Here is a 22,279-nt window from a genome sequence, read left to right as displayed (position 1 = left end):
CGGGGGGGGGGGGGGGGGGGGGGGGGGCCGGGGGGGGGGCCCCGGGGGGCGGGCGGGGGGGGGGGGCCCCCCCCCCCCCCCGGGCCCCCCCCCCCCCCCGCCGGGCGCCCCCCCCCCCCCCCCCCCCCCCCCGCCGGGTAGGTCGGCCATCCGCGCGAGGATGCTGCGCCGCACGCCGAGCCGGTGCGCCGGCACCTCCTCGGTATCGAAACCCGCACCGTCGTCCCGCATTTCGACTTGCAGCGCCCCGGTGCCCACGGTCACGGTGACGTCGCGGCGCACCCGCCGCCCGGTGCCGCCGCCGTGCCGCAGGCTGTTGCGGACCGCCTCGGCCAGCGCCGCCGCGATGGTGTCGCAGACATCGGCGGGCACCCGCAGCCGCGCGAAGCCGGTGAGCCGCTTCGATCGAAACGTGATGCCCGGATTGATCGCCGACACCGTCGCCCGCAGCATTCCGATCGCGCGCAGCGCGTCCAATTCCCCGCCGCGCTCGCCGATCCGCCGGAATTCGTCGAACCGGCCCAGCGTCTTGCGGGCCAGCCGGCCCAGCGCGGTGGCGTCGCGCCCGCGCGAGGCGTCCAGCAGCGTCGACATCACATCATCGTGAATGATCGCCGAGAAACGCGCGCGCTCACGGCTTTTCGCGTCGGCGGCCGCCACCTGGGCGGCGTCGCGCTCGGCTCGCGCGGACTCCTCGTCGAGGGTTCCCGCCGCGCGCAGCACCGTCACCAGCCCCCAGGTGAGCAGGCCCGCGATGCCGAAGTTCCGGCTGAAGTCGAGCAGCAGCGTGAGCCCGCGCACCCCGCCTTGGACCATGCCGTTGGCCACCGCGCCGCCGCCGATCACCAGCACCAGCGCCGCGGCCGCCACCCGCGGCCGCCACACCAGGGCGCCCGCCGCCGCACCCGGCGCCACGGTACGCAGCAGCCAGAACGGGTCGTCGCGCAGTTCCGGATGGCGAATCGCGAACGGCAGCAACACGATCGCCGTCAGCGTCGCGAACACCATCCCGCCGCACATGCCCCGGACCACGCGCAGCGGCGCGACGAACGCCAGCACGGCCAGTGCCAGGCAACTCCCGAACACGGCGACGGCGGCCACCGGCGTCCACCACGGCGCCAGGTACCGCGCCTGCTGCCAGGCCTCCCGCGCCACCGCCGGTCCGAGCAGTACGCCGACCGCCCCGACCAGCAGCGCCGCCGAGCGGGTGATCCGCGCTGTCGCCGGACCCGCCTGCGCACCGATGGTTTCCGCCGGGGCAGCGGTCACGGCGACGTCCGGATCAGGCGCATGCGGGCGCACCACCCACCGAGGCCGGATCGCGCACCGCGTACGTGGCGTGCACGCGATCGCGCGGCCGGAGATTGGTCTGCAGATGCGGCCGCACCGCGTCGCCGTCGCGGATGCCGAGCGTGCCGGAGTTCAGCAGCACGGCCGTGAAGATCTGGCCTTCCAGCAGTGCCAGCGAGGACCCGACGCAGACGTGCCGCCCCGCACCGAACGGCAGGTAGGCGTGCCGCGGCAGCTTCCGGTCGGATGCGAAGCGGTCCGGGTCGAACGTCAGCGGGTTCGGGTACCACTCGGGCGAGCGGTGCATGACGTACGGGGCGACGAACACGACCGTGCCGCGCCGGACGTGATAGCCGCCGATCGTGGTGTCGCGCACGGCTTGCCGCAGGAAGGCCGGAGCGGGTGAGTACAGCCGCATGGTCTCCTTGAACACCTGCAGGCAGTACGGCAGATTCGGCAGGTCCGCGGCGGTCGGCAGGCGGCCGCCGAGCACACGGTCGGTCTCCGCGCGCGCCCGCTCGGCCACCTCCGGATGCCGCGACAGCGCGTACGCGGTCCAGAACTGGGCGTCGGAGGAGGTCTCGATCCCGGAGGCCCACAGGTTGATCGTCTCGTCCACGAGCTGATCGAAGGCCATCTCACCGTCGGCGTCGCGCACCTCGACGAGAGCCTGCAGGATGTCGGTGCCGGACGCGGCACCGCTGCGGCGCGCCTCGACGAGTTCCCCGACCCGGCCGCGGATGTAGGCGATGTCGCGCGCGAAGGCGCGGTTGCGGCGGGTCGGCACGAACAGCGGCGCCACGATCGGCCGGCTCAGTAAGCGGATCTCCCAGTCGAAGATCCGGGTGATCGCCGCGAGCGCCTCCTCGTCGTCGGCCAGGGCCTCGCCCGCGAACAGTTCCCCCATGATGTCGTGGGTCAGCCGCTGCATGGCGTCGAGCGCGTCGAATTGCCCGGCGCCCGACCAGCGATCCAGGTGTGCGCGTACATGTTCGGCGATGGCGTCGACGTAGGCGGTCATGCGGCGCGGCGTGAACAGCGGGCCGATCAGGCCGCGCTGGCGCTGGTGCAACTCGCCCTCCGAGACGACCAGCCCGTTGCGCAGCGCGGGCCACAGCCCCAGCACCATCGCCCGGGCGCGGCCGAAGTCGGCGGCGTTGCCGACGAGCACTTCATGTATCGGATCCGGCGCGGCGACCAGCACGGCGCGTGCCGGGCCGAGCCGGAACTCGGTGATCGGTCCGCACTCGCGCGCCAGCCGCTGCATCACGGCCAGTGGGTCGCGCATCATGGTGACCATCTCGCCGAGCGGCGCGAATCTGCTGCTGCGTGGTGGCTGCGTCGGGTATGCGGCGCTGCTCCGGTCCATCATCGACAATCCTCCCGTGTTGTCGGCGTGCACAGCACCGCATCCACCCCGAATACAGTGTCGGCCGAGCGATCACATGCCCTCCCGACAGGAAAGCGGGTTGGCCGGCCGGCGTGCGAGTGCTGCTGATCATCTACCCCCGAGCATTGATCATCGACCAGTCTGACCGCGCGCGGAGGCGCTGCGAAGCCCCGAGATGTGGGGGCGCGCCCCGCCGCGACCGGCTGACCTCGGCATCGTCGAAAATAGCAGCCGGAAGGCACGGGCCGCAGGCATTCGGGAATGCTCCGCCGTGAACGTTTAACGCAAGTGCGTTAATCTCGCGGGCATGCGGATGCGTGGGCGCGGCTGTCGATTCCTGGCGTGGCCGGTCGCCCTGGCAGTGATGGTGGGGCCGAGCGGTGGCACGGCCGGCGCCGACGACTTCGGCCCGCGGCCGCCGGCGCACGACCGGTTGGGCCCGGCGGGGACGGCGACGATGCACGGCGACGCCGAGGCGTCGGACACCACACCCAATCCCGGGCCGGGCACCGGTCCGATCCGGGCGCGGTTCGTCGCACTGGGCGCCGCGTGCCCCACCATCCTGATCGCCGCGGACGGGCTGCCGCAGGCGCTGTGCACCAGCATCGCCACCCGCGCGCCCGTGCTGTATCTGCTGGATCCGGCGACCGGCGCGCCGCTGAGTTCGCTGCCGCTGGCGGCGGGCAGCCTCCTCGGCGGCGTCTACGGATACCTCGACGGCACAGGGGATTTCGTGGCGGCGACGGGCGGCGACTCGATCACCTGGATCGGCCACGAGAAAGCCCCCGACGGCGGTTGGCGGCTGTTCGGCCGCCGTACCGTCTCGGTCGCGCCCCCCGTCACCGAGCCCGGCGGCGGGCCGGGGTGCGATGCCCTGGAATCGCTGGTGCCCGATCGGGACGGTCGCATCTGGTTTGCCACCGAGCACGGCCGGGTCGGGTATCTCGATCCGGAAAGCGGTGCGGCCCAGGCCGTTACGTTGGGCTCCGGAGAATCCGTCGCCAACAGCATCGCCGCCGCGACGGCGGGTGTCGCGGTCGCCGGTGATCACGCGCTGTACTTGGTCCGCGCGGGCGAATCGGGTGTCCCGCAGGTGATCTGGCGACAGGACTACGATCGCGGCCCGGCCCGCAAGCCGGGCCAGTTGAGTTGGGGGACGGGCGCGACGCCGACCTTCTTCGGCCCGCGCACCGGTTCGGACTACGTGGCGATCACCGACAACGCCACTCCCCGCGAACATCTCCTGGTGTTCGACGCGCACACCGGCCACCCGGTGTGCTCGGTGGCGGTACTCCCGCCCGGCGCGAGCGGGACGGAGAACTCGCCGATCGGCGCGGGCCGCAGCGTATTCGTCGCGAGCACCTACGGCTACCCGTACCCCACGGGCGCGACCGGCCCCAGCGACCCGCCCGCGGCCGCCTTCACCGGTGGAATGACCCGCGTGGACCTCGACCCGTCGGGATCCGGTTGCGCGGTGGCGTGGACCAATAACGTCGCGTCCGCGGCGGTTCCGCGACTGTCGTCGGCCGACAACGACATCTACACCCTCGACCGGGTACCGGCGTTGCCCGGCGGGACCACCACGCCCGCGGATGCCTTCGGCTACACGGTGATCGACGCCGCGACCGGCGCGGTCCGTACTCGGCAGCCGCTGGGCGCGGGCGTGCTCATGGACCCGTTGCAGATGGTCGGCTCCCTCGCGCCCGACGGCACCCAGTACCAGGGCGCCGCCACGGGACTGTTCCGCATCGCCGCCGGCCCGTGACCGCCGCACCGCCGGACGTACAGCGCCGGATCCTGGCCGCGGCCGAGCGGCTGTTCGGTGAGTTCGGCATCGATGCCGTCTCGCTGCGGCAGATCGCGGCCGCCGCCGGGCAGCGCAACACCTCGGCCGTGGCGTATCACTTCGGCGGTAAACACGGGCTGGTCGCGGCGATCTACGCCTGGCGCATGGCCGATGTGAACGCCCGCCGACTGCGGCTGCTCGACGAACTGCACCGCACCGGCGGCGACGGCGACGTGGCGCGATTGGTCGCGGCCCTGATCGACCCGCTGGCCGAAACCCTGGAGGGCCGCGGCGAGCCGGGCTCGTACGTGCGATTCATGGCCGAAACCATGCGCAACCCCCGCTACGATCCCGCCGCGACCGCGGCCGCCCACCCCCACGCCGACAGCATCCGGTTGCTCACCGCACGCCTGCGCGCCGCCCTGCCGGGGCTGCCGGACAGCGTGTTCGCCGAGCGGCTGCGGCTGGCCTCGATGCTCATGGTCACCGCCCTCGCCGACCGCGAACACCTACTCCAGGAACCCGATTCGCACTCCAGGCCGGCGTCGGCCTGCCTGCGCTGCGCTCCGCCTGCTGGGCGATCCTCACCGGCCCCGCGGCTTAGCTCAGACCTGAGCGGGGGTGCGCTTGGCGGCGCCGCGCACCTGGAAGGCGTAGACGAACTCCATGATGCCCATGAAGATCAGCCACCACCCGGCCACCAGCGTCAGCGTCACGATCGAGCTGATCGGCCACACGACCAGCACGATGCCGCCGATCAACAGCACGATGCCGTAGAAGATCGACCAGCCGCGCCCGGGGACGCCGGACGGCGCCTCGGTGCCGGCGATCAGCACCGCGATACCGCGGAACAGCCAGCTGATCCCGATCCACAACGCCAGCAACACGATCGCGTCACCGATGTGCCGGAAGCTGAAGAACGCCAGGATGAACGACAGGATGCCGCTGAGGATCGACAACACCCGCCAGCCGGTGCCGACGTGCGCGCCGAAGGCCGCCACCAGCTGGAAGATGCCGGAGACCAGCAGATATACGCCGAAGAGGACACCGGCGACGACCAGCGTCGGACCCGGCCACACCAGGACCAGGATGCCCACCACCACCGACAGCAGACCGATAACCACCAGGGACTGCCACGCGCCACGGGCCAGTTGATGCAGCGGCCCCTCGAGAACTCCTTCTTTGCTGGTTGTCATCTGGGAAGGATAAGTCCAGCTGGGCGAATAGCGCACTATTAGCCAGTCTCGAACTCATTACGGCGGTAGAGCCCGCTAGACGCGAGCGATGGCCCGCCCTCGGTGCACGCGGGCGAAATGCCCCGGCGGCTGCCCCTTCCACGAGCGGAAGGCGGAGGTGAAGGCCGAAACGCTGGAGTAGCCGAGCCGTTCCGCGACGTTCTCGACGGTCAGCCCGGCGACGAGCAACTCCTCGGCCAGCATGCCGATGGTCTCGTTGCTCAGTTCGCGGAAGGTGGTGCCCTCGTCGGCGAGGCGGCGGCGCAGCGTGCGCACGCTGACGTCGAGATCCGCGGCGACGCGGGACTGGTCGGTGACCCCGCCGTGCCGGATCAGCAATTCGCGCACCCGGCCGCTGACCCCGCCGCGGCTGCGGCGGCGCTGCATGATGTCGGCGCACTGTTGTTCGTAGAAGCGCGCCGTCGCCGCGTTCGACTGCGGGAGCGCCACATCCAGTGTGCTGCGGTGCCAGGCCATCAGTGAGCGCGGCGCGCCGAAGGTGATCTTGTCGACGCCGAGCATGGTCGCGAACATCTCGTAGACCGGATGCGGCTCCACGGTCACCTCGACGCGCAGGGTCGGCACTCGCATCGGAACCAGGTCCTGCTGGATGGTGGCGATCGCCGAGAAGTCCCGTTCCAGGGTGAATCGGCGCAGTTCCGATGGCACGCCGCTGTCGTCGCGCACCAGCCACAGTTCGTCACCGTGCTCGACCAGGGCGTGCCGGGCGATGGTGAACCACAGGTCGGCGTAGCGCACTCCGATGTCCGCGGCGTGGCGCAGGGTGGGGCTGCTCATCACGGCGAAGCCGAGCACGCCGAACGACGGTGGGTGGCACAGCAAACCGGCCATCAGGCCCAGGCCGGGCTCGTTGTGCACGCCGTCGACCACGTTGCGCAGCAGCGTGAGTTCCTGGGCGAGGGTGATCTCGCCGCCGGGATCCTGCAGCTGTTGTTCCCGAATTCCGGTGCCCCGCAGGATGTCCGGCATCCGCAGACCGCGAGTGACCGCGTAGTCCACCAGCAATGCCACACCGTTGATCGACCGCACCTGCGCAGGCTCGTCCACCTAGGCATCGTCGCAGAAATCGGCGCTCCGGTGGCCCGAATCCGCTGATCTATTCGATAACCGTATGACCAACGCCCGCACCGATACCCGATGCCGACCCGGCGAACCGGACACGCTACTCGACGGTAAGTTTGCTGGATTCGGCCGATATTAGTCGGTATCTGGCCCATTGCCCGCTGGTTGCGGAATAAGTTGGGTCATACGGTTTCTGGCATGCCGCACCGCTTCCGTGCCGCTGCCACCACGCTCGGAGTGAACCGAATGCTGTCCGCCTATCCGAATACCGCCGGGAATGCCCGGATCACCGTCACCGCGCCCGGCGACGGCCGTGCTCTGGGCACCGTGCCGACACACGATGCCGAGCACGTCCGCGCCGCGGTGGCCGCACTGCGCGATGCCCAGACGTCTTGGCGGGCAATGGGTGTCGTCCGCCGCGTGCACTGGCTCACGCGATTCCGGGAATGGTTGTCCGGCAACGAGGAAATGCTGGTCGAGTCGCTCGCGGCGGAAACCGGGAAGTCGGTTGCCGCGGCTTTGCGGGAACTGCGCCTCGGCATCGACGTCATCGATTACCATCGCACGCATGGTGCCGACTTTCTCGGAGCACCGTGGCAGCGTACGCACGGCAACCCGAGTGTCGCGTTGCAACTGGCGATCACCTACCGCCCGTGCGCGGTGGTCGGTGTCCTCTCGCCCTGGACCTATCCGCTGGCGTCGACGCTGCTCGACGCGGTGCCGGCCCTGATGGCCGGTTCGGCGGTCCTGGTGAAGCCCTCGACCGTGACCCCGCTGACGGTGCGCGCGGTGGTCGAGGGCTGGGCCGGGCTCGGGGCGCCGCCGGTGCTGGAGTTCGCGGCCGGTCCCGACGCGGGCCCGGCCGTCGTGGACACCGTCGACTACGTGCATTTCACCGGCTCGCCGGAAACGGGGAAGGTCGTCGCGCTGCGTGCGGCCGCCCGGCTCGTTCCGTGCCGGTTGGGGCTCGGCGGAAAGTCGTCGGCGATCGTGCTGGCCGACGCAGATCTGGGCGCGGCGGCCGCGGGCATCGCGCTGGGCGGGCTCGCCGATGCCGGGCAGAGCTGCCACAGCATCGAGCGGGTGTTCGTCGCGGCGCCCGTGTACGACGAATTCGTGGATCGGCTGGTCACCGAGGTCGTCGCGTTCGGCGCCGCCGATCCCGAGGATCCCCGCGTCGAGCCGATGACGTCGGCGGCGCACGTGCGGCATCTCCGGCACCAGGTGCACGACGCGCTGTCGAAGGGCGCCACACTGCATCTCGGCGGGACGGCCGACGGCCAGGTCTTCGCGCCCACCGTGCTGGGCGGCGCCGATCCGGCGATGATCGTGCTGACCCAGCAGACGCTGGGCCCGATTCTGCCGGTCGTCCGGGTCGCCGACGCGGCGGCGGCCTCGACGCTGGCCAATGATCCGTGCGGTCCGTGCGCGAGCATCTGGACCGCCGATGACGCGGCCGGCCGGTACGTCGCCGGTCGGCTGCTGGCGGCACGAGTGGGACGCAACGACGTCTCGATCCATCTCGCGCCGCCTGGGTACGTGTAATGCCCACTGCATCAAGGTAATTCGGAATCCATGAGAGAGTCATGAACACCTGTTGCGAATATCCTTCGGATACTGTCACTTTCGGGTCGGGGGAGGTGAGGTGATGGGCGGCTGGCAGGTTTTCGCCGCGACCATGGTTCTGGTCGGCGCGATGGCCGTCGTGGTGCTGAACGTGCGTCCGCAGCGCCTCCCGACCGGCCGCACCTCCGTCGCCGAGATTCGCCAGCGGTTGCTGGCCGAATCCGTCCCACCCGCGATGCCGGTGGCCGCCGCCCTGTCCCACAACGCGCCCGACCGCCGCTTCGAGGTGCCGGAGGCCCACCGCACCATGCAGGAACACCTCGACTGCTCGGTCGGCGACTGCCCCCGCAAGGCGGCGGCCTACCAGGCACTGGTGGCGGCGGGTCGCATCAAGCCCCGCTGATCCGCGCGCTGCGCGGTCCGGTGGCTCGTATCGCCGCGAGTGGAGGAAACCGTGTGCCCCGGCGTGGGTAGAGGCGGAAATCCGAGGTTGCGGCGCGGCCGGTAGCTGATGTGCGGCGGCCTACCGGGTTTCGATGGAGAGTGTGAGCTGCTCGGCTCAGGCTCGCAGAGGTGCGGGAATGCCCGCGATCTGCGAACAAGGAGTGCTCATGATCGTCGTCACCGGAGCCACCGGGACCGTCGGCCGCCTCGTGGTCGAGCAGTTGTGCGTGATGGGCGCGCGGGTACGGGCCGTCACCCGGCGTCCGTCCACCGCGAGTCTGCCCGCGGGTGTCGAAATCGTGCGCGGCGACTTGGGCGAGCCCGATGGGTTGCCCGGCGTGCTCGCGGGCGCGGACCGGGTCTTCCTCCTGTCGGCGGGACCCGAACTGCCGCGGCACGATGCCGCCGTCGCCGCCGCGGCCGCCCGCGCCGGTGTCGCGCACATCGTGAAACTGTCCTCCGGCCGCGCCGGTGACGCGGCCGCGACCGACCCGATCCCGGCGTGGCACCGCGCGGGTGAGCGGGCGGTCCGGGCGAGCGGGGTGCCGTGGACCATGGTGCGCCCCTTGGGTTTCATGGCCAACGCGCTGCATTGGGCGCCGACCGTGCGCGACCACGACACCGTGTACGCCCCCTACGGTCAGGGCCGGATCGCCGTCGTCGATCCGTACGACATCGCCGCCGTCGCCGCGAAAGCCCTCACCGAACCCGGTCACGAGGGCCGCGTCCACACCCTCAGCGGCCCGCGCCCGCTCACCCCGGGCGAGCAGACCGAGATCCTCGCCGAGGTGCTCGGCCGCCCGCTGCGCTTCGTCGAGACCACACCCGAGCAGGCGCGTGCCGCGCTGCTCCGATTCGGTATCGAGGCCGAAATGGCCGACGCCATCATGGCTTTGCGCGCTACGGCCCTGGAGTCGTTCACCTCGGTGGTCCATCCGACGGTCGAGGAAATCACCGGCCGTCCGCCGCGCACCTTCCTCGACTGGGTGCTGGAACACCGCGCATCCTTCGCCTGACTCCGGCCGGTCAGCGCGATGAATTCGGCGGCGTCCAGTCGGCGACCAGTTCCAGCAGGCCGGGGAAGCGCTGCTCGAGACCGGGGACGGCCGACCGATGTCACCGGGCGCGCACGCCGGGTAGTCGCCTTTCGAGAGACACTGCTTCTCAGCGCTTTATAGCGGATCGTCGTCCGCGCAGCAGCGCGATCGCGACGACCGCCCAGATCACCGCCAGCGCCACCGCCAGCCCCACGGCGTACGGGCGGTCGACGACGGTCGGATTGCCCGCGATCGCGTGCCGACGATCGATCACCGGCACCGCGACCAGCAGCAACGTCACCGTGCAGGTAGCGCCGTAGGCCGGCGGCGACCATCGGGCAGGCGGCAGCAGGCGACGCATGGTGACTCCGACGGCGGCACACAGCGGCGCGAAGACGAAGTCGTGCAACAGAATTCCGGCGACGAACCAGGTCGCCACCGATCGCAGGTCGGCGGCGTTCATCGGCGCCAGCAGGGTCACGCCGTACCAGGCCGCGGCGACGCCACCGAGGGCGAGCAGCAAGCGAATCACCGTCATGCCGTCACCTCCACGGCCGCCAGCCACTTGGTCTGCAGTACGCCCGGCCGGTTGGGCGCGATGAGACGGCACGGATATCCATGGTCGAGATCGAGCTGTTCGCCGTTGAGCCGCAAGGCGATCAGCGTGTCGGCGGCGATCACATGCGGAGGGGGCAGCACCGACTCCCGATACAACCCGCCCCGCTCCAGCGACACGAAACGCACACTGCCACCCGGATATTCGCCGACCGCCGCGAGCAGATCGCGCAGCCGCACCCCGCTCCAGTGCGCCGACGCACTCCATCCTTCGACGCAGGTGATCGGCAGTGCCGCCGCCGACTGTGGCAGCGCGCGCAACTCGTCGAGGGCGAACTCTCGGCTTCGGCCGCCGACCCGGACCCGCAGGCGGTACGCCGGGTCACGCGCGGCATCCGCGACGGCGGCGTCGCCCGCGGTCCGGTTGACCGGAAGCCCCTGCGGCCCGGAACCGGAGCGGGGTGCCAGAACCGAGACCCGGCGCAGGAAGGGAACGGTCTGACCGGACGTGGCCAGCCCGGCGACAGCGGCGGCGACTCCGGCGGCGGACAGCACGGAACGCCGTGAAATCCCTTGTCCGGCAGCGCCGTCGCCGGTCTCAACGGATTCCGGATCGTCCACCGGTCGCCGCAGCGCGGCCCGCACCGACGGCAGCTTGACCGCCAGATGCACCGCCATCGCACCGAAGGCGACATAGGCCATCGCGTAATGCGTCGTGGTGAAGAAGAACTTCCACGGATACCACTGCGCGATATTGCACAGCCCGGTCGCCAGCTGAAAGATCATCGAGCCCACCAGCACGGCCACCGACGCCCGCTCGATCAGTCGCAGCGGATTGCCGAACAGCGGCCGCGCGAACAGCCGCGGATAGACCGACCACAACTTGACCAGCAGCAGCGGAACGGCCGTGATCCCCGAGATCACGTGGGCGCCCTGGGTCACCCGGTACAGCCACACCGGATGCGCGGGCCAGACGAACCAGTCGGGCGGATGCTGAATCCAGTGGCTGATCAGCCCGGTCGCGAAGCACACCGTGACCGCCACGCCCAGCACGCTGCCGACCCGGGCGGTCACCGCGACCGAACGGGCGGTCGAAATCCGTGTGGCGAGCCGCCGCGGGAGCAGCAGCCGAGTCTCCCGGAACGGAGTCTCCTGCGTCATCGAGTGACCTATCCGTGTAGGGCCGATTCCGCGGCGGACAGCGCGGATCCGCTGTCCGCCAAGCGCTTCGGGTGCAGCCGTGCGAAGGTGTGCGGGAAGCGCCCGTGGTACTCCGCGGCCACCGCGACCGCGTCCTCGACGGTATCCACGTCGGACAGCGTCGGCAGGCGATGCACCCGGCAGCCGAACTCGCGCAACGCCGCTCGCGTTCGCGCACCGGTGCTGCCGGTGGACATCGGCACCTCGGTCAGCACGCGCGCAGGGGCCGGTTCGGTGAGACCCAGTGCCCACCAGCCGCCGTCGGTGGCGGGGCCGAGCACCGTATCGCCGCTGTCGAGCAGCCGCGCGGCGCCCGCGGCCAGCACTGCCGGACCGGCCTGCGGCGTGTCCATGCCGATCTGCAGCACCGGCGCGCCCAGCTCCGCGGCATCGTGGTGGGCATGGGCGAGCCGCTGCCCGAAGGTGTCGCCGCGCTGCGGGACCAGCGTGAATTCGGCCAGCGCGGCGGCGAGTTCGGCGGCGTGTTCGGCCAGGTCCAGATCGCCGGTCCAGGCGACCACGCGATGCCGAAGGCCGCTGTGCCGCACCGCCGCCAGCGTGTCCAGCAGCGCGGCGGCCGCCAGCTGCGCGGCCTCGCGCGGCGAGAACGGCGGTGTGAGACGGGTTTTGGCGAATCCGGCGATGGGCGCCTTGGCGACCACCAGGGCCGTGGCGTCGAGAGACCTCATCGCACGCTCCAGAAGTCGCGCACGGCACGCACGGTGCCCCGCACCGAACCGGAGATCTTGGACACGCCGTGGCTGCGCGGCCGATAGCTGATGTCGCGCTCCACGATTCGCCACTGTGCCCGGGCCGCGCGGATCAGCAGCGCCAGCGGATAACCCGATCGCGGATGCAGCGGGCCCAGCGCCAGCAGCCGGTCCCGGCGGGCGACCCGCATGGCCGCGATGTCGTGCACAGGCAGCCCGTGGCGGCGGCGCAGCAGCCCGGCGATCACCATGTTGCCCAGCCGGGCGTGCCACGGCCAGGCTCCCGCGCCGACCGGCCGCCGCCGCCCCACCACCATGTCGACATCCGGATCCAGGTGTTCGAACAATTCCGGCAACTCTCCGGCATCCATCGACCCGTCGCCGTCCAGCACGGCGACCACGGCCGTCTCGGCGGCACACACACCGGCGTGCACGGCCGAGCCGTAACCCGGATTCGGCTCGCCGATCACGGTTGCGCCGCCGGCCCGGGCCACCGCGGCGGTCTCGTCGGTGGACGCGTTGTCGACCACGATCACTCGATATCCGGTCGGCACCGCGGCCAGCACGGCGGGCAGTGCTCCGGCTTCGTTGTGGCACGGAATCACCACGGTGATATCGCATGCGCTGCGGGTATCGGTCACAGGGGAACCGTAGGCCAGAGTCGGGCGTCCGCGGCCCAGCGAACCGGTGACGAAAGTATGACGCCGTGGGCCGCCTGTGCCCTTCGGCGGGTTTCCGCGCCCGGTGCGGCCTAGGGTGAACGCTGTGCGACAGGCGACCCTTCCCCGCGTCCGGAAAGCCGGCGTCCGAGCCGACCTGGTGTGCGCCGGACTGGCCGCTGCGCTCGTCGCGGCGGCTTTCGTCGTCCCGCGAATGCACAGCGAACATTGGCGGGAGCGGGTCTACGCCGCCGCCGCGCCGATCTTCGGCCAGTGGCTGCCGCACGTCGGCTGGGGGACGGGCACCGCGATCGCGGTCGCGGTGCTGGTCGTCGTGCTGGGCCCCACCGCCGCCCGACAGCTGCCGTGGCGGCGGCTGTTGGCGCTGACCTGGGTGACCGCGGTGGTGTGGGCGTTCTCGCTGGCGCTGGTCGACGGCTGGCAGCGCGGCTTCGCGGGCCGCCTGACCAGCGGGCACGAGTACTTGCACGAAGTCGGCGGCGTCGGTGACATCGGAGCGATGCTGCGCGGTTTCGCCGGGCGCATCCTCGACTTCCAGCCGGATTCGTGGACGACGCACGTGTCCGGGCACCCGCCCGGCGCACTGCTGGTGTTCGTGCTGCTGGATCGGGTCGGGCTCGGTGGCGGCGCGTGGGCCGCGGTGGTGTGCGTGCTGGCCGGATGCAGTGCGGCGGTGGCCGTCCCGGTGGCGCTGAATGCCCTCGGTGCGCCCGAACGTGCCAGGGCCGCAACGCCTTTCCTCGCCCTGGCGCCCGCGGCGATCTGGCTCGCGGTGTCGGCCGACGCGCTGTTCGCGGGCGTCGCGGCCTGGGCAGTGGCGCTGCTGGCGGTCGCGACCCGGCCCGGCGCGGGGCGGACACCGGCCGCTGTCGGGTCCGGCTTGCTGTTCGGGTTCGGCCTGTATCTGAACTACGGCTTGGTGCTCATGGTCATCCCCGCGGCGGCCGTCGTGGCCGCGCGGGGGCTGCGGCCGGTGCTGCCCGCGCTGCTCGGCGTCGCCGTCGTGGTGGTGGCGTTCACCGCGGGCGGCTTCTGGTGGCTGGAGGGCTATCACCTTGTGGTGCAACGGTATTACCAGGGCATCGCCAGCGAGCGCCCGTATTCCTATTGGGTGTGGGGCAATCTGGCCGCGACGGTGTGTGCGGTGGGCCTGGCGACCGCGGCGGCCGGGCCGCGTGTGGCGCGGGGCCTGGCGCTCGGCGCGGCCCTGACCGGGCCGAATTCGACGGGGCGGCAGTATCTTTCGCTGTCGACGTCGTGGTCCTCGAAAGCCGCGGGGTATCTGGCTGATTGGCGCTCCGCCGTCGATCCCGCCGCCCTGCTCGCGGCGGCAGCCCTGCTCGCGATTCTCGCCGCGGACCTGAGCGGGCTGAGCAAGGCGGAGACCGAGCGGATCTGGTTGCCGTTCGACATGTGGCTGCTCGCCGCCACGGCATTGCTGCCGCCGCGCTCGGTGCGCTTCTGGCTCGCCGTCCAGGCGGTGGCGACGCTGCTGCTGGCTCATCTCCTGCTCACGAATTGGTAAGTCCCATGCGCATTCTGGTGGCCGACGACGACGCGGTGGTGCGGGAGGTGGTGCGCCGATATCTGGAACGTGACGGCCTGACCGTCGTGGAGACCGCCGACGGCCCCGCGACCGCGGCGGTGCTGGCGCGCAACGACATCGATCTGGCCGTGCTGGACGTGATGATGCCGCCGCCGGACGGCATCGAACTGTGCCGCGCGGTGCGCGCCGGCCGGCACCCCGACATGCCGATCATCCTGCTCACCGCGCTCGGCGAGGAGGAGGACCGGGTGCTGGGCTTGCGGTCCGGCGCCGACGACTACCTCGTCAAGCCGTTCAGCCCGCGCGAACTCGCGCTGCGGGTGGCGTCGGTGCTGCGACGGGCGCACCGCCCGCCGCCTGCCGCGGAACAGGTGCTGCACAGCGGTGCGATCGAGGTGCGCCCCGGCGCCCAGTCGGTGCTCATCGATGGTCGGCGGGTGGAATTGACCGCCCGCGAATTCGACCTGCTGGCCTTCCTGCTCGCCCATCCGCAGCGCGTGTTCGGCCGTGCCGAACTGCTGGAACGGGTGTGGGGATGGACATTCGGCGATCAGTCCACCGTCACCGTGCACATCAAACGCTTGCGTGCCAAACTCGGTGCCGCGCACCGGATCGAGACGATCTGGGGTCGCGGCTATGCGTGGGGCCGCCCCGGAGAGGACATCGATGCCGACTGACATGGCGGCCCTGATCGGGTACGCGCTGGCCGGATCGGTGCCCGTGGTGGCCCTGGGCGCCGTGGCGATCCGGCTCACCCACAACCGCAGCCTCACCACCAGCATGGTTGTGCTGGTGCTGATCCCGACCCTGGCGACCCTGGTCGGAGTGGTTTCGGTGAGCGGGATGATGTTCACCGACGAACTGCGCCGAATCGGCGTGGTGCTCGCGGTGGTCACGCTCGTCGGCGTGTCCACGGCCATCGTGCTCGGCCGGATCCAGGCGCGTAAGACGGTCTGGGAGAAGCAGATGATCGAACAGGAGCGCGCCGCCGAGCGATCCCGCCGCGAGCTGGTGGCCTGGGTCAGCCACGATCTGCGCACCCCGCTGGCGGGCATCCGGGCCATGGGGGAGGCCCTGGTCGACGGCGTGATCGACCGTCCCGAAACCGTCGAGCGGTACGCGCGGCAGATAGTGCGCGAGACCCATCGGCTCTCGGCGATGGTGGACGATCTGTTCGAGATGTCGAAGATCAACTCGGGAGCGCTGCGGCTCGAACTGGAACCGGTGGATCTGCGCGAACTCATCGACGAGGTGACCGCCGCCAACCAGCCGACCGCGGCCCGAGCGCGGGTGGAACTGACCGCGCGGCAACCGGATTCGCGGATCATGGTGTCAGCCAGCGACCGGGCGCTGACCCGGGCGCTGACCAATCTGGTCACCAACGCCATCGAGCACACGCCGCCCGATGGCCGCATCGAGGTCTCCGCCGGTATCTCCGGCGATCACGCCTGGGCCCGCGTGGACGACAGCGGCCCGGGCATCGATCCGGTCGACCTGCCCCGCATCTTCGAGATCGCCTACCGCGGCACCGCCGCCCGCTCCCCGGCCGCGGACACCGGCACCAACAGCGGCATGGGCCTGGCCATCGCCGCAGGCCTCGTTCGAGCCCACCGCGGCACCGTCACCGCGCACAACCGGGAAGTCGGCTGCCGCTTCGAGATTCGCCTACCGCTGTCGGAAGCCCCGCGCGACGTGTGATCGGCCAGGTCGATCTCGTCGTCGGGTGTGGGGCGCGGCTAGGTCGATCTCGTCGTCCGGCCTAGGTCGTCGCCAGGGCGTTTCTCGGTGGCGGTCTGCCTCGTTGGAACCTTTACCGCCACGTCGGGGTGCCGGTGCCCGCGGCGGAACGCAGTGGGGCGGTGGCGAATTCGGCGAGCCCCGCGGCCGGGGAGATCGTGGCGCGGAAATCCAGGACCTCGGCCGCGCGTTCGGGACTCGCCACGATGTGGCGTACGTCGCCGGGACGGTACTCGCCGGTGACCACGGGCGGCTTGCCGTCGGAGGCGCGAGCCAACAGCTCTGCGACCGTGCGGATGTCGATCGGGATGCCCGAGGAGACGTTGAGAGGCACGAAGCCCGGCAGTGGCTTGCGGATCGCGGCGACATTGGCGGCGGCGATATCGCGCACGTGCACGAAATCCCGCATCTGCCCGCCGTCCTCGAATACGCGCGGCGCCTCACCCGCTTCCAGTGCCGATCGGAAGATCGCCGCGACTCCGGAATACGGTGTGTCCCTGGGCATCCCGTCGCCGTACACGTTGTGGTAGCGCAACGCGGTCACCGCGCCGCCGGTCGCCGCCGCCCAGGCGCACGCGTAATTCTCCTGCGCCACTTTGCTCGCCGCGTACAGGCTGCGCGGGCGCAGCGGGCTGTCCTCGCCGATCGGCGCCCAATCCAGGGGTTCGCCGCTCACCGGATCGCAATGGTCGAACCGGCCGCGATCGAGATCCTCACGGCGGCGCGGGGGCGGATCGGCGGTCTCGTGACCCGCGCCGCGGTAGCGGCCCTCGCCGTACACCACCATGGACGACGCCAGCACCAGCCGCCGCACCCCGGCCCGCGCCATGGCCGCCAGCAGGACGGCGGTGCCCAGATCGTTGTGGCTGGCGTACGCGGGAGCGTCGGCGGCGCTGACTCCCGCGCCCACGACCGCGGCCTGGTGGCACACCACATCCACCCCGGCCATCAGCGCCGCCACCGCGTCGGGATCGCGGACATCGGCGAGCCGTACCACGCCGGGCGGTGCGGCGTCGTGGCCGTGGGCGGCGGCGAGCATGAGATCGGCCGCCACCACTTCCGCACCCGCGTCGGTCAGAGCGCTGCGGACGTGTGAACCGATGAACCCGGCGGCGCCGGTCAGCAGGACCCGCATCGGCTCAGGCGGGCAGGACGGTCGGTGGCATCATGCCCACGATCTTCGCCGCTGCGAGCCGTCGGAGCGGGCAACGCGGCGGGTGCGTCACGGATCGGTAAGAAATTCAGGCGACGGCGTAGTCGCCGAGGCCCGGTTCGAGCATGTCGAAGACCCGGGCAGCTTCATCGGTGATCGTGGCCTACAGCGCGGGCGGCGGCGCGGTCGAGGTCGGCAGCCTCCTGGCGGATCTGAAGACCGTCACCGGATTTTCGGTGGGGCTATTGGCCCGCGCCGAACCGGAGGTGATCGAGTCCTATCGTGCCGAACTATGGAAGTTGCTGGCCGACAACCATATTCGGCCACGCCACGTGGAAGCCGCGTTCGGTCGCCCGGCCGCGGCGCTGGAACTGGTGGAGACGCGGCGCAATCGGGGCCGCGTCATGCTCCGCACCGGTTGAGTCGCGGGCGTCACAGCACCGCCTGGGTCTGGGTCACCTTGGCGACGAGTTTCCCGGCGTCGTCGTGGATCTCGGTTTCCACCACGATGAAGCTGCGCCCGGCGTGCAGCGCCCGCGCGGTGGCCACGGCGTACCCGGACCGCACCGCGCGCAGGAAGTTCGTCTTCGACTCCACGGTCGTCGTGCCCTGCTTGCCTTCGGGCAGATTCAGGAACGCGCACACCGCACCGGTCGCGTCCGCCAGCGACATCAGCACGCCGCCGTGCAGCACCCCGCCCAGCGTGCACAGGCTCTCGTCCCAGGCCAGCCGGCTGCGCACCGCGTCGCGCCCGTGCTCGAGCACCTCCACCCCGAGCCGCTCGGTGAACGGCATGGTCCGGTGAAACAGCTGCGTACCCTCGGCATCGATCATGCGACGAGCATGCCGGACGGCCACCGGCGCGTCGATTACCCACGGGGTAATGGGCGCGGCACCCGATGCGCCCGCGCCCGGACCACCAGAGCGATCGGCGGCGTTCAGCCCATACGGGCCACGATGGCGCGGGGGAGCCGGGGCAGTACGAGATTCAGTGCGCGCCAAGGCCATTGCGGCACGCAGGCGCGTACGGCCTCGCGTTCGATGGCGGCGACCATCGCGGCGACACCCTGGTCCAGCGGCACCGCGAGCTTGTTGTCACCGGCTCGTGCCACCATCTCGGTGGCGATGAAGCCGGGCTGCACGGTGGTCACCGCGATCGGGCTGCCGCGGAATTCGGTTGTCAGCGCGTCGCCGAGGGCGGACAGGCCCGCCTTGCTCGCCGAGTAGGCGGCCTTCTTGCCGGGGAATCCGCGCACCGCGCTCATCGAGGAGATGAGCACCAGATGCCCCGACTCCTGCGCCCGGAAGATCTGCAACGCGGCTTCGGCCTGAGCCAGCGCGCCGACGAGATTGGTGGCCACGGTCGCGATATTGGCGTCCGCGCGGCCGGTGCCGACGGGCGCGCCCTTGCCCAGACCGGCATTGACGATCACCCGATCCAGCCCGCCCAGTTCGTCGCGCAGTTCGGCGAACACCGTGGGCACGGCTGCGTGATCGTTGACGTCGAGCCCACGCACCGCGACGGTGATGCCGGGGTGCGCGGCCGACAATTCGGTGCGCAACTGCTCGAGATTGTCGACTCGGCGCGCGCAGAGTGCGAGATCTCGCCCTCGTCGTGCGAATTCGCGAGCCATGCCCGCGCCGAGTCCCGAGCTCGCGCCCGTGATGAGAATCTTGCGCCTGGTCATGCGCCAACCCTATGGGATCACCGCACGGCAGGCCCGCGGTCACATGAGATCGTCGAATTCCCCTGCGCCGCAGCCGCGAATCCAGGCGGCGAGTTCGGCGCGGGTGAAGACGAGGGCTCCGTCCTCAGGGTGGTTGCTGTTGCGCACGGCCACCGTGGTGTCGGGTAGTGCGGCGCATTCGACACAGTTGCCGTCCGGTCCACTGAAACTCGACTTGCGCCAGCTGCTAGCCGGGAGCCCGGCGATAAGGGCGGCGTCCGATCTGGTCATGACTTCCTCCAAGACATGGGTTTCGATGGGTTCGGCGACATTGCCATGCGGCGGAGGCCGGAAATCAGGTTGTGGCGGCCTCGATCCCCCGTGCCCGGCTGCGCCCTGGGATGGGTAACCATTGGCAGCCGCGCTAATCCCGTCACTACGGTACTTTCCATGTTGCGATTGCTGTAGTGCATTCGCCGGATTCGCAGATTCGCTACGGGGCAGGTAGGGGTGTATTCAGGGGTATTTGCCGGAGTTCAACCCCGTCATTCGGACATTATCGAGCCGCCGGCGCCCGGGTTCGCGTCATCGTAGCTGCGTAGATGCTGCTCACAGGCCATCTTGCGGGCTGTGCGCGACCGTCTTGCGAACGCGGATGTACATGCAGCTGTGGTTGCAGCTGATCGTGCACGCCGATGCCGTGAATTCGCTGGATTCGCAAGATAATTCGCTTGTCGCGATACAAAAAGGGTGCGATCGATTTCGGAAAACGATGCGAATTCGTTTCGTCAGGACACGCGATGAGCGCCCGCGGAAGGCACCGCGACAAAGGTGCGCGGTTCGGCGAACCCGTCGCCGCGGAATCGCTGTTCGATGGCTCCGGCGGTCTGCTCGGTGCGGTCGGCCGCAGTCAGGGCGATGATGCTGCCGCCGAAACCACCGCCGACCATCCGCGCTCCGTAGGCTCCCGCCGCCCGCGCCGATTCGGCCGCGGCATCCAACTGGGGTGTGGAGATCTCGAAGTCGTCGCGCAGCGAGGCGTGCCCGGCGTCGAGGATGGGCCCGATCGCGCGCGGATCGCCCCCGCCGCGAAGCGCCTCGACCACCGCCAGGACCCGGGCGTTCTCGGAGACGATGTGGCGGGCCCGGCGGCGCAGCACCGGATCGGTGAGCCGGTCGACCTCGCCGATCTCCGCGACGTCACGCAGGCTGCGCACGCCGAGCGCCGCGGCGGCCTGCTCGCATTCGGTCCGACGCTGCCCGTAACCGCCGTCGGCGAGCTGGTGCGGCGTGTTCGTGTCGACCACCAGCAACGCGAGCCCGGCGGCGGCCAGGTCGAACGGGACCTGTGCGTGCTCGCCCTTGCCGAAGTCGAGGAACAGTGCGTGCCCGTCGGTGCACAGCACCGACGCGGACTGATCCAGCGTGCCGGTGGCCGCGCCGACGTAGGAATTCTCCGCGGCCCGGCCGATATCGATGAGATCGGCGTCGGTCATCGCAAGCGCGAACAGGTCGCGCAGCGCGATCGCCACCGAGCACTCCACCGCTGCCGAGGACGACAGTCCGGCGCCGACGGGGACCGCGCCGTCCAGTGCCAATTCCACGCCCGGGATGGCGTGCCCGCGCCGGACGTACTCGTGCACCACGCCGAGCGGGTAGCGGGCCCACCCGTCCACCCGCGACCGTTCGAGTTCCGCGATCGGCTCGTCCACCGTGTCGCCGGGATGCTGGCGCGAGGACACCCGGACCCGGCCGTCGCCGGTCGCGCGGGCCGCGCAGGTGACCGTCTGCGGCAGTGCGATCGGCAGGGCGTAGCCGTCGTTGTAGTCGGTGTGCTCGCCGATGATGTTGACCCGGCCCGGCGCGGCCCAGACCCCTTGCCGCACCGGCGTTTCGGCCGCGCTCATCGCACCTCCCGCAGTTCGGCCGCCACCGTCTCCGGCGTGGTGTCGCTGATGAACACGCTCATGCCGGACTCCGAACCGGCCAGGTATTTCAATTTTCCGGCTGCCCGGCGGATCGAGAAGAGTTGCAGGTGCAACCACCAATCATCACGTGGCACATCGGATTTCGGAGTCGGCGCCTGATTCCACGCGGCGATGTAGGGCATAGGGGTGTCGAAGCGGTGGGCGAAGCGGCGCAGCACGTCCAGATACAGCGTCGCGAAACCGTCTCGCTGTGCGTCGTCGAGGTCGGGCAGGTCGGCGACGCGCCGATGTGGGTACAACTGCACCTCGTACGGCCAGCGCGCGAACGGCGGGACGAAGGCGGTCCACTCCTCGTTGGCGGCCACCACCCGGACTTCGGCCGCCCGCTCCGCGGCGAGCAGATCGCCGAACAGGTTGGCGTCGTGGGACTTCCGGTATCGCGCCACGTTCTCGGCGATCTTGGCCACGCGCGGGGTGACGAACGGATAGGCGTAGATCTGCCCGTGCGGGTGCGACAGCGTCACCCCGATCTCCTCGCCGTGGTTCTCGAAGCAGAACACCTGGCCGATGCCGTCGAGTTCGCCGAGTTCGGCGCTGCGGTGCGCCCACACGTCCAGCACCAGCCGAGCCCGCTCCGGGTCCAGCTCCGCGAACGAGGAATCGTGAATGCTGGTGAAGCACACCACTTCACAACGGCCGAAGCCGTCGCGCAGGGGCGTCAGTGGCGAACCGGCCACGCTGCCGGGAAGTTCCGCGTGCTCGGTCGACAGCGACGGGAAACGATTCTCGAAAACCGCTACCTGGTAGTCGGATTCGGGGATCTCGGTGGCCCGGTGCGGAGTCGACGGGCACAGCGGGCACAGATCGGCCGGCGGCAGGAAGGTGCGGGTCTGCCGGTGCGAGGCGATCACCACCCACTCGCCCAGCAGCGGATCGAAGCGGCGCTGGGAATGGGTGTGGGTCTGCGGCAGGTCGCGGGTGTCGGTCGCGGTGCGCGGTACCCCCGGGTCGGCGTCGAAGTACAGGATCTCCCTGCCGTCGGCCAGCTCGCGGCGGGTGGTGATCACCGCGGCACCGGGGCCGGGGCGGACGTGCGGTCGGGTGGCGACGATGCCATGACAACCTCCGAGGGGGTGCTCGACAGACTCAGCCGGACACTACACCGGACAATTGTGAGCGCTCACATCGGGTGTGGCGGACACCCCCGGGCCCCCCGGGGGCGGGGGGCGGGGGGGGGAGAATAAAAGGCGCAAACGCCCCCCCCGGCACAAA

General features: G+C 70.8%; 22 protein-coding genes and 1 pseudogene. 9 read left to right on the top strand and 14 right to left on the bottom strand.

The features are described from left to right. Both QH470_RS21115 and QH470_RS21110 read right to left on the bottom strand, forming a co-directional pair. Positions 1-1,269: ATP-binding protein (locus tag QH470_RS21115; RefSeq protein WP_280274074.1), on the bottom strand; the 1,269-nt coding region annotated here is incomplete at its 3' end. Between the two features lie 13 nt (positions 1,270-1,282). Beyond that, complete coding sequence (locus QH470_RS21110; RefSeq protein WP_280274073.1) at positions 1,283-2,662, bottom strand: cytochrome P450; 1,380 nt, start codon at positions 2,660-2,662, stop codon at positions 1,283-1,285. 325 nt (positions 2,663-2,987) lie between these two features. On the opposite strand from QH470_RS21110, the gene QH470_RS21105 reads away from it, so the two are divergent. Together QH470_RS21105 and QH470_RS38280 are read left to right on the top strand one after the other, a co-directional pair. Next, entirely contained in the window at positions 2,988-4,445 is a 1,458-nt protein-coding gene (locus tag QH470_RS21105; RefSeq protein WP_280274072.1) for a hypothetical protein, read from the top strand. Next, positions 4,442-4,942, top strand: a pseudogene (locus QH470_RS38280) (TetR/AcrR family transcriptional regulator); the annotation flags it as partial. The gene QH470_RS21105 and the pseudogene QH470_RS38280, both read left to right, overlap by 4 nt. Before the next feature lie 129 nt (positions 4,943-5,071). Here the strand turns inward: QH470_RS38280 and QH470_RS21095 are convergent. After that, positions 5,072-5,662 (bottom strand): HdeD family acid-resistance protein, encoded by a 591-nt coding sequence (locus QH470_RS21095; RefSeq protein ID WP_280274070.1) that lies wholly within the window; start codon positions 5,660-5,662, stop codon positions 5,072-5,074. 75 nt (positions 5,663-5,737) lie between these two features. Continuing rightward, the gene (locus QH470_RS21090) at positions 5,738-6,769 is read right to left on the bottom strand and encodes an AraC family transcriptional regulator (protein ID WP_280274069.1); all 1,032 of its coding nucleotides are present in this window, start codon (positions 6,767-6,769) and stop codon (positions 5,738-5,740) included. A gap of 213 nt (positions 6,770-6,982) precedes the next feature. Here QH470_RS21090 and QH470_RS21085 point away from each other — a divergent pair, with 213 nt between their 5' ends. From QH470_RS21085 to QH470_RS21075, 3 genes are all read left to right on the top strand, one after another. Next, a complete protein-coding gene (locus tag QH470_RS21085) occupies positions 6,983-8,329 on the top strand; it encodes an aldehyde dehydrogenase family protein (RefSeq protein ID WP_280274068.1) in 1,347 nt (448 codons plus the stop codon). A gap of 103 nt (positions 8,330-8,432) precedes the next feature. Then, a complete protein-coding gene (locus QH470_RS21080; protein ID WP_280274067.1) occupies positions 8,433-8,753 on the top strand; it encodes a hypothetical protein in 321 nt (106 codons plus the stop codon). 208 nt (positions 8,754-8,961) lie between these two features. Then, entirely contained in the window at positions 8,962-9,810 is an 849-nt protein-coding gene (locus QH470_RS21075) for an NAD(P)H-binding protein (RefSeq protein ID WP_280274066.1), read from the top strand. Positions 9,811-9,958: 148 nt separating this feature from the next. Here the strand turns inward: QH470_RS21075 and QH470_RS21070 are convergent, their stop codons facing one another. From QH470_RS21070 to QH470_RS21055, 4 genes are read right to left on the bottom strand one after another with little or no spacing between them, the layout of a single operon-like run. Then, positions 9,959-10,369, bottom strand: coding sequence for a hypothetical protein (locus tag QH470_RS21070; protein ID WP_280274065.1), 411 nt, complete (start codon positions 10,367-10,369; stop codon positions 9,959-9,961). Next, positions 10,366-11,547, bottom strand: a complete 1,182-nt coding sequence (locus QH470_RS21065; RefSeq protein WP_280274064.1) for a molybdopterin-dependent oxidoreductase — start codon at positions 11,545-11,547, stop codon at positions 10,366-10,368. The genes QH470_RS21070 and QH470_RS21065 overlap by 4 nt, the downstream gene beginning before the upstream one ends. Positions 11,548-11,555: 8 nt before the next feature. Further along, positions 11,556-12,275, bottom strand: coding sequence for a TIGR04282 family arsenosugar biosynthesis glycosyltransferase (locus QH470_RS21060; protein ID WP_280274063.1), 720 nt, complete (start codon positions 12,273-12,275; stop codon positions 11,556-11,558). Next, a complete protein-coding gene (locus QH470_RS21055; protein WP_280274062.1) occupies positions 12,272-12,937 on the bottom strand; it encodes a glycosyltransferase family 2 protein in 666 nt (221 codons plus the stop codon). Before QH470_RS21055 ends, QH470_RS21060 begins: the two co-directional genes overlap by 4 nt. 232 nt (positions 12,938-13,169) lie before the next feature. Between QH470_RS21055 and QH470_RS21050 the strand changes: the two genes are divergently transcribed. From QH470_RS21050 to QH470_RS21040, 3 genes are read left to right on the top strand one after another with little or no spacing between them, the layout of a single operon-like run. Beyond that, positions 13,170-14,501, top strand: a complete 1,332-nt coding sequence (locus QH470_RS21050; RefSeq protein ID WP_280274076.1) for a hypothetical protein — start codon at positions 13,170-13,172, stop codon at positions 14,499-14,501. 5 nt (positions 14,502-14,506) lie between these two features. Next, entirely contained in the window at positions 14,507-15,199 is a 693-nt protein-coding gene (locus QH470_RS21045; protein WP_280274061.1) for a response regulator transcription factor, read from the top strand. Next, on the top strand, positions 15,189-16,220 hold the full coding sequence (locus QH470_RS21040) for a sensor histidine kinase (RefSeq protein WP_280274060.1): 1,032 nt from the start codon (positions 15,189-15,191) through the stop codon (positions 16,218-16,220). Before QH470_RS21045 ends, QH470_RS21040 begins: the two co-directional genes overlap by 11 nt. Positions 16,221-16,332: 112 nt before the next feature. Here QH470_RS21040 and QH470_RS21035 read toward each other — a convergent pair whose 3' ends face one another. Then, the gene (locus QH470_RS21035) at positions 16,333-17,394 is read right to left on the bottom strand and encodes an NAD-dependent epimerase/dehydratase family protein (protein WP_280274059.1); all 1,062 of its coding nucleotides are present in this window, start codon (positions 17,392-17,394) and stop codon (positions 16,333-16,335) included. 143 nt (positions 17,395-17,537) lie between these two features. On the opposite strand from QH470_RS21035, the gene QH470_RS21030 reads away from it, so the two are divergent. Next, entirely contained in the window at positions 17,538-17,834 is a 297-nt protein-coding gene (locus QH470_RS21030; protein ID WP_280274058.1) for an MDR/zinc-dependent alcohol dehydrogenase-like family protein, read from the top strand. A gap of 10 nt (positions 17,835-17,844) precedes the next feature. Here QH470_RS21030 and QH470_RS21025 read toward each other — a convergent pair whose 3' ends face one another. The 5 genes from QH470_RS21025 to galT all read right to left on the bottom strand — a co-directional run bounded on the left by QH470_RS21025 (position 17,845) and on the right by galT (position 22,053). Continuing rightward, the gene (locus QH470_RS21025) at positions 17,845-18,246 is read right to left on the bottom strand and encodes a PaaI family thioesterase (RefSeq protein ID WP_280274057.1); all 402 of its coding nucleotides are present in this window, start codon (positions 18,244-18,246) and stop codon (positions 17,845-17,847) included. 104 nt (positions 18,247-18,350) lie between these two features. Beyond that, on the bottom strand, positions 18,351-19,100 hold the full coding sequence (locus QH470_RS21020) for an SDR family oxidoreductase (protein WP_280274056.1): 750 nt from the start codon (positions 19,098-19,100) through the stop codon (positions 18,351-18,353). 39 nt (positions 19,101-19,139) lie between these two features. After that, entirely contained in the window at positions 19,140-19,370 is a 231-nt protein-coding gene (locus QH470_RS21015; RefSeq protein ID WP_280274055.1) for a DUF397 domain-containing protein, read from the bottom strand. 497 nt (positions 19,371-19,867) lie between these two features. Further along, positions 19,868-20,986, bottom strand: coding sequence for a galactokinase (gene galK / locus QH470_RS21010; protein ID WP_280274054.1), 1,119 nt, complete (start codon positions 20,984-20,986; stop codon positions 19,868-19,870). After that, positions 20,983-22,053, bottom strand: a complete 1,071-nt coding sequence (gene galT / locus QH470_RS21005; protein ID WP_280274075.1) for a galactose-1-phosphate uridylyltransferase — start codon at positions 22,051-22,053, stop codon at positions 20,983-20,985. Before galT ends, galK begins: the two co-directional genes overlap by 4 nt. Positions 22,054-22,279: the final 226 nt, after the last annotated feature.

It is taken from the genome of Nocardia wallacei (assembly GCF_029868745.1).
GTDB lineage: Bacteria > Actinomycetota > Actinomycetes > Mycobacteriales > Mycobacteriaceae > Nocardia > Nocardia wallacei_B.
This window is presented reverse-complemented; position numbering and strand designations above follow the sequence as displayed.

What these genes read in the sequence shown, in the direction of transcription:
- QH470_RS21110 (WP_280274073.1), bottom strand. Translation starts at nt 2,662, where the DNA reads ATGATGGACCGGAGCAGCGCCGCATACCCGACGCAGCCACCACGCAGC.
- QH470_RS21105 (WP_280274072.1), top strand. Translation starts at nt 2,988, where the DNA reads ATGCGGATGCGTGGGCGCGGCTGTCGATTCCTGGCGTGGCCGGTCGCC.
- QH470_RS21095 (WP_280274070.1), bottom strand. Translation starts at nt 5,662, where the DNA reads ATGACAACCAGCAAAGAAGGAGTTCTCGAGGGGCCGCTGCATCAACTG.
- QH470_RS21085 (WP_280274068.1), top strand. Translation starts at nt 6,983, where the DNA reads ATGCCGCACCGCTTCCGTGCCGCTGCCACCACGCTCGGAGTGAACCGA.
- QH470_RS21080 (WP_280274067.1), top strand. Translation starts at nt 8,433, where the DNA reads ATGGGCGGCTGGCAGGTTTTCGCCGCGACCATGGTTCTGGTCGGCGCG.
- QH470_RS21075 (WP_280274066.1), top strand. Translation starts at nt 8,962, where the DNA reads ATGATCGTCGTCACCGGAGCCACCGGGACCGTCGGCCGCCTCGTGGTC.
- QH470_RS21070 (WP_280274065.1), bottom strand. Translation starts at nt 10,369, where the DNA reads ATGACGGTGATTCGCTTGCTGCTCGCCCTCGGTGGCGTCGCCGCGGCC.
- QH470_RS21065 (WP_280274064.1), bottom strand. Translation starts at nt 11,547, where the DNA reads ATGACGCAGGAGACTCCGTTCCGGGAGACTCGGCTGCTGCTCCCGCGG.
- QH470_RS21060 (WP_280274063.1), bottom strand. Translation starts at nt 12,275, where the DNA reads ATGAGGTCTCTCGACGCCACGGCCCTGGTGGTCGCCAAGGCGCCCATC.
- QH470_RS21050 (WP_280274076.1), top strand. Translation starts at nt 13,170, where the DNA reads ATGCACAGCGAACATTGGCGGGAGCGGGTCTACGCCGCCGCCGCGCCG.
- QH470_RS21045 (WP_280274061.1), top strand. Translation starts at nt 14,507, where the DNA reads ATGCGCATTCTGGTGGCCGACGACGACGCGGTGGTGCGGGAGGTGGTG.
- QH470_RS21040 (WP_280274060.1), top strand. Translation starts at nt 15,189, where the DNA reads ATGCCGACTGACATGGCGGCCCTGATCGGGTACGCGCTGGCCGGATCG.
- QH470_RS21035 (WP_280274059.1), bottom strand. Translation starts at nt 17,394, where the DNA reads ATGCGGGTCCTGCTGACCGGCGCCGCCGGGTTCATCGGTTCACACGTC.
- QH470_RS21030 (WP_280274058.1), top strand. Translation starts at nt 17,538, where the DNA reads ATGTCGAAGACCCGGGCAGCTTCATCGGTGATCGTGGCCTACAGCGCG.
- QH470_RS21025 (WP_280274057.1), bottom strand. Translation starts at nt 18,246, where the DNA reads ATGATCGATGCCGAGGGTACGCAGCTGTTTCACCGGACCATGCCGTTC.
- QH470_RS21020 (WP_280274056.1), bottom strand. Translation starts at nt 19,100, where the DNA reads ATGACCAGGCGCAAGATTCTCATCACGGGCGCGAGCTCGGGACTCGGC.
- QH470_RS21015 (WP_280274055.1), bottom strand. Translation starts at nt 19,370, where the DNA reads ATGACCAGATCGGACGCCGCCCTTATCGCCGGGCTCCCGGCTAGCAGC.
- galK (WP_280274054.1), bottom strand. Translation starts at nt 20,986, where the DNA reads ATGAGCGCGGCCGAAACGCCGGTGCGGCAAGGGGTCTGGGCCGCGCCG.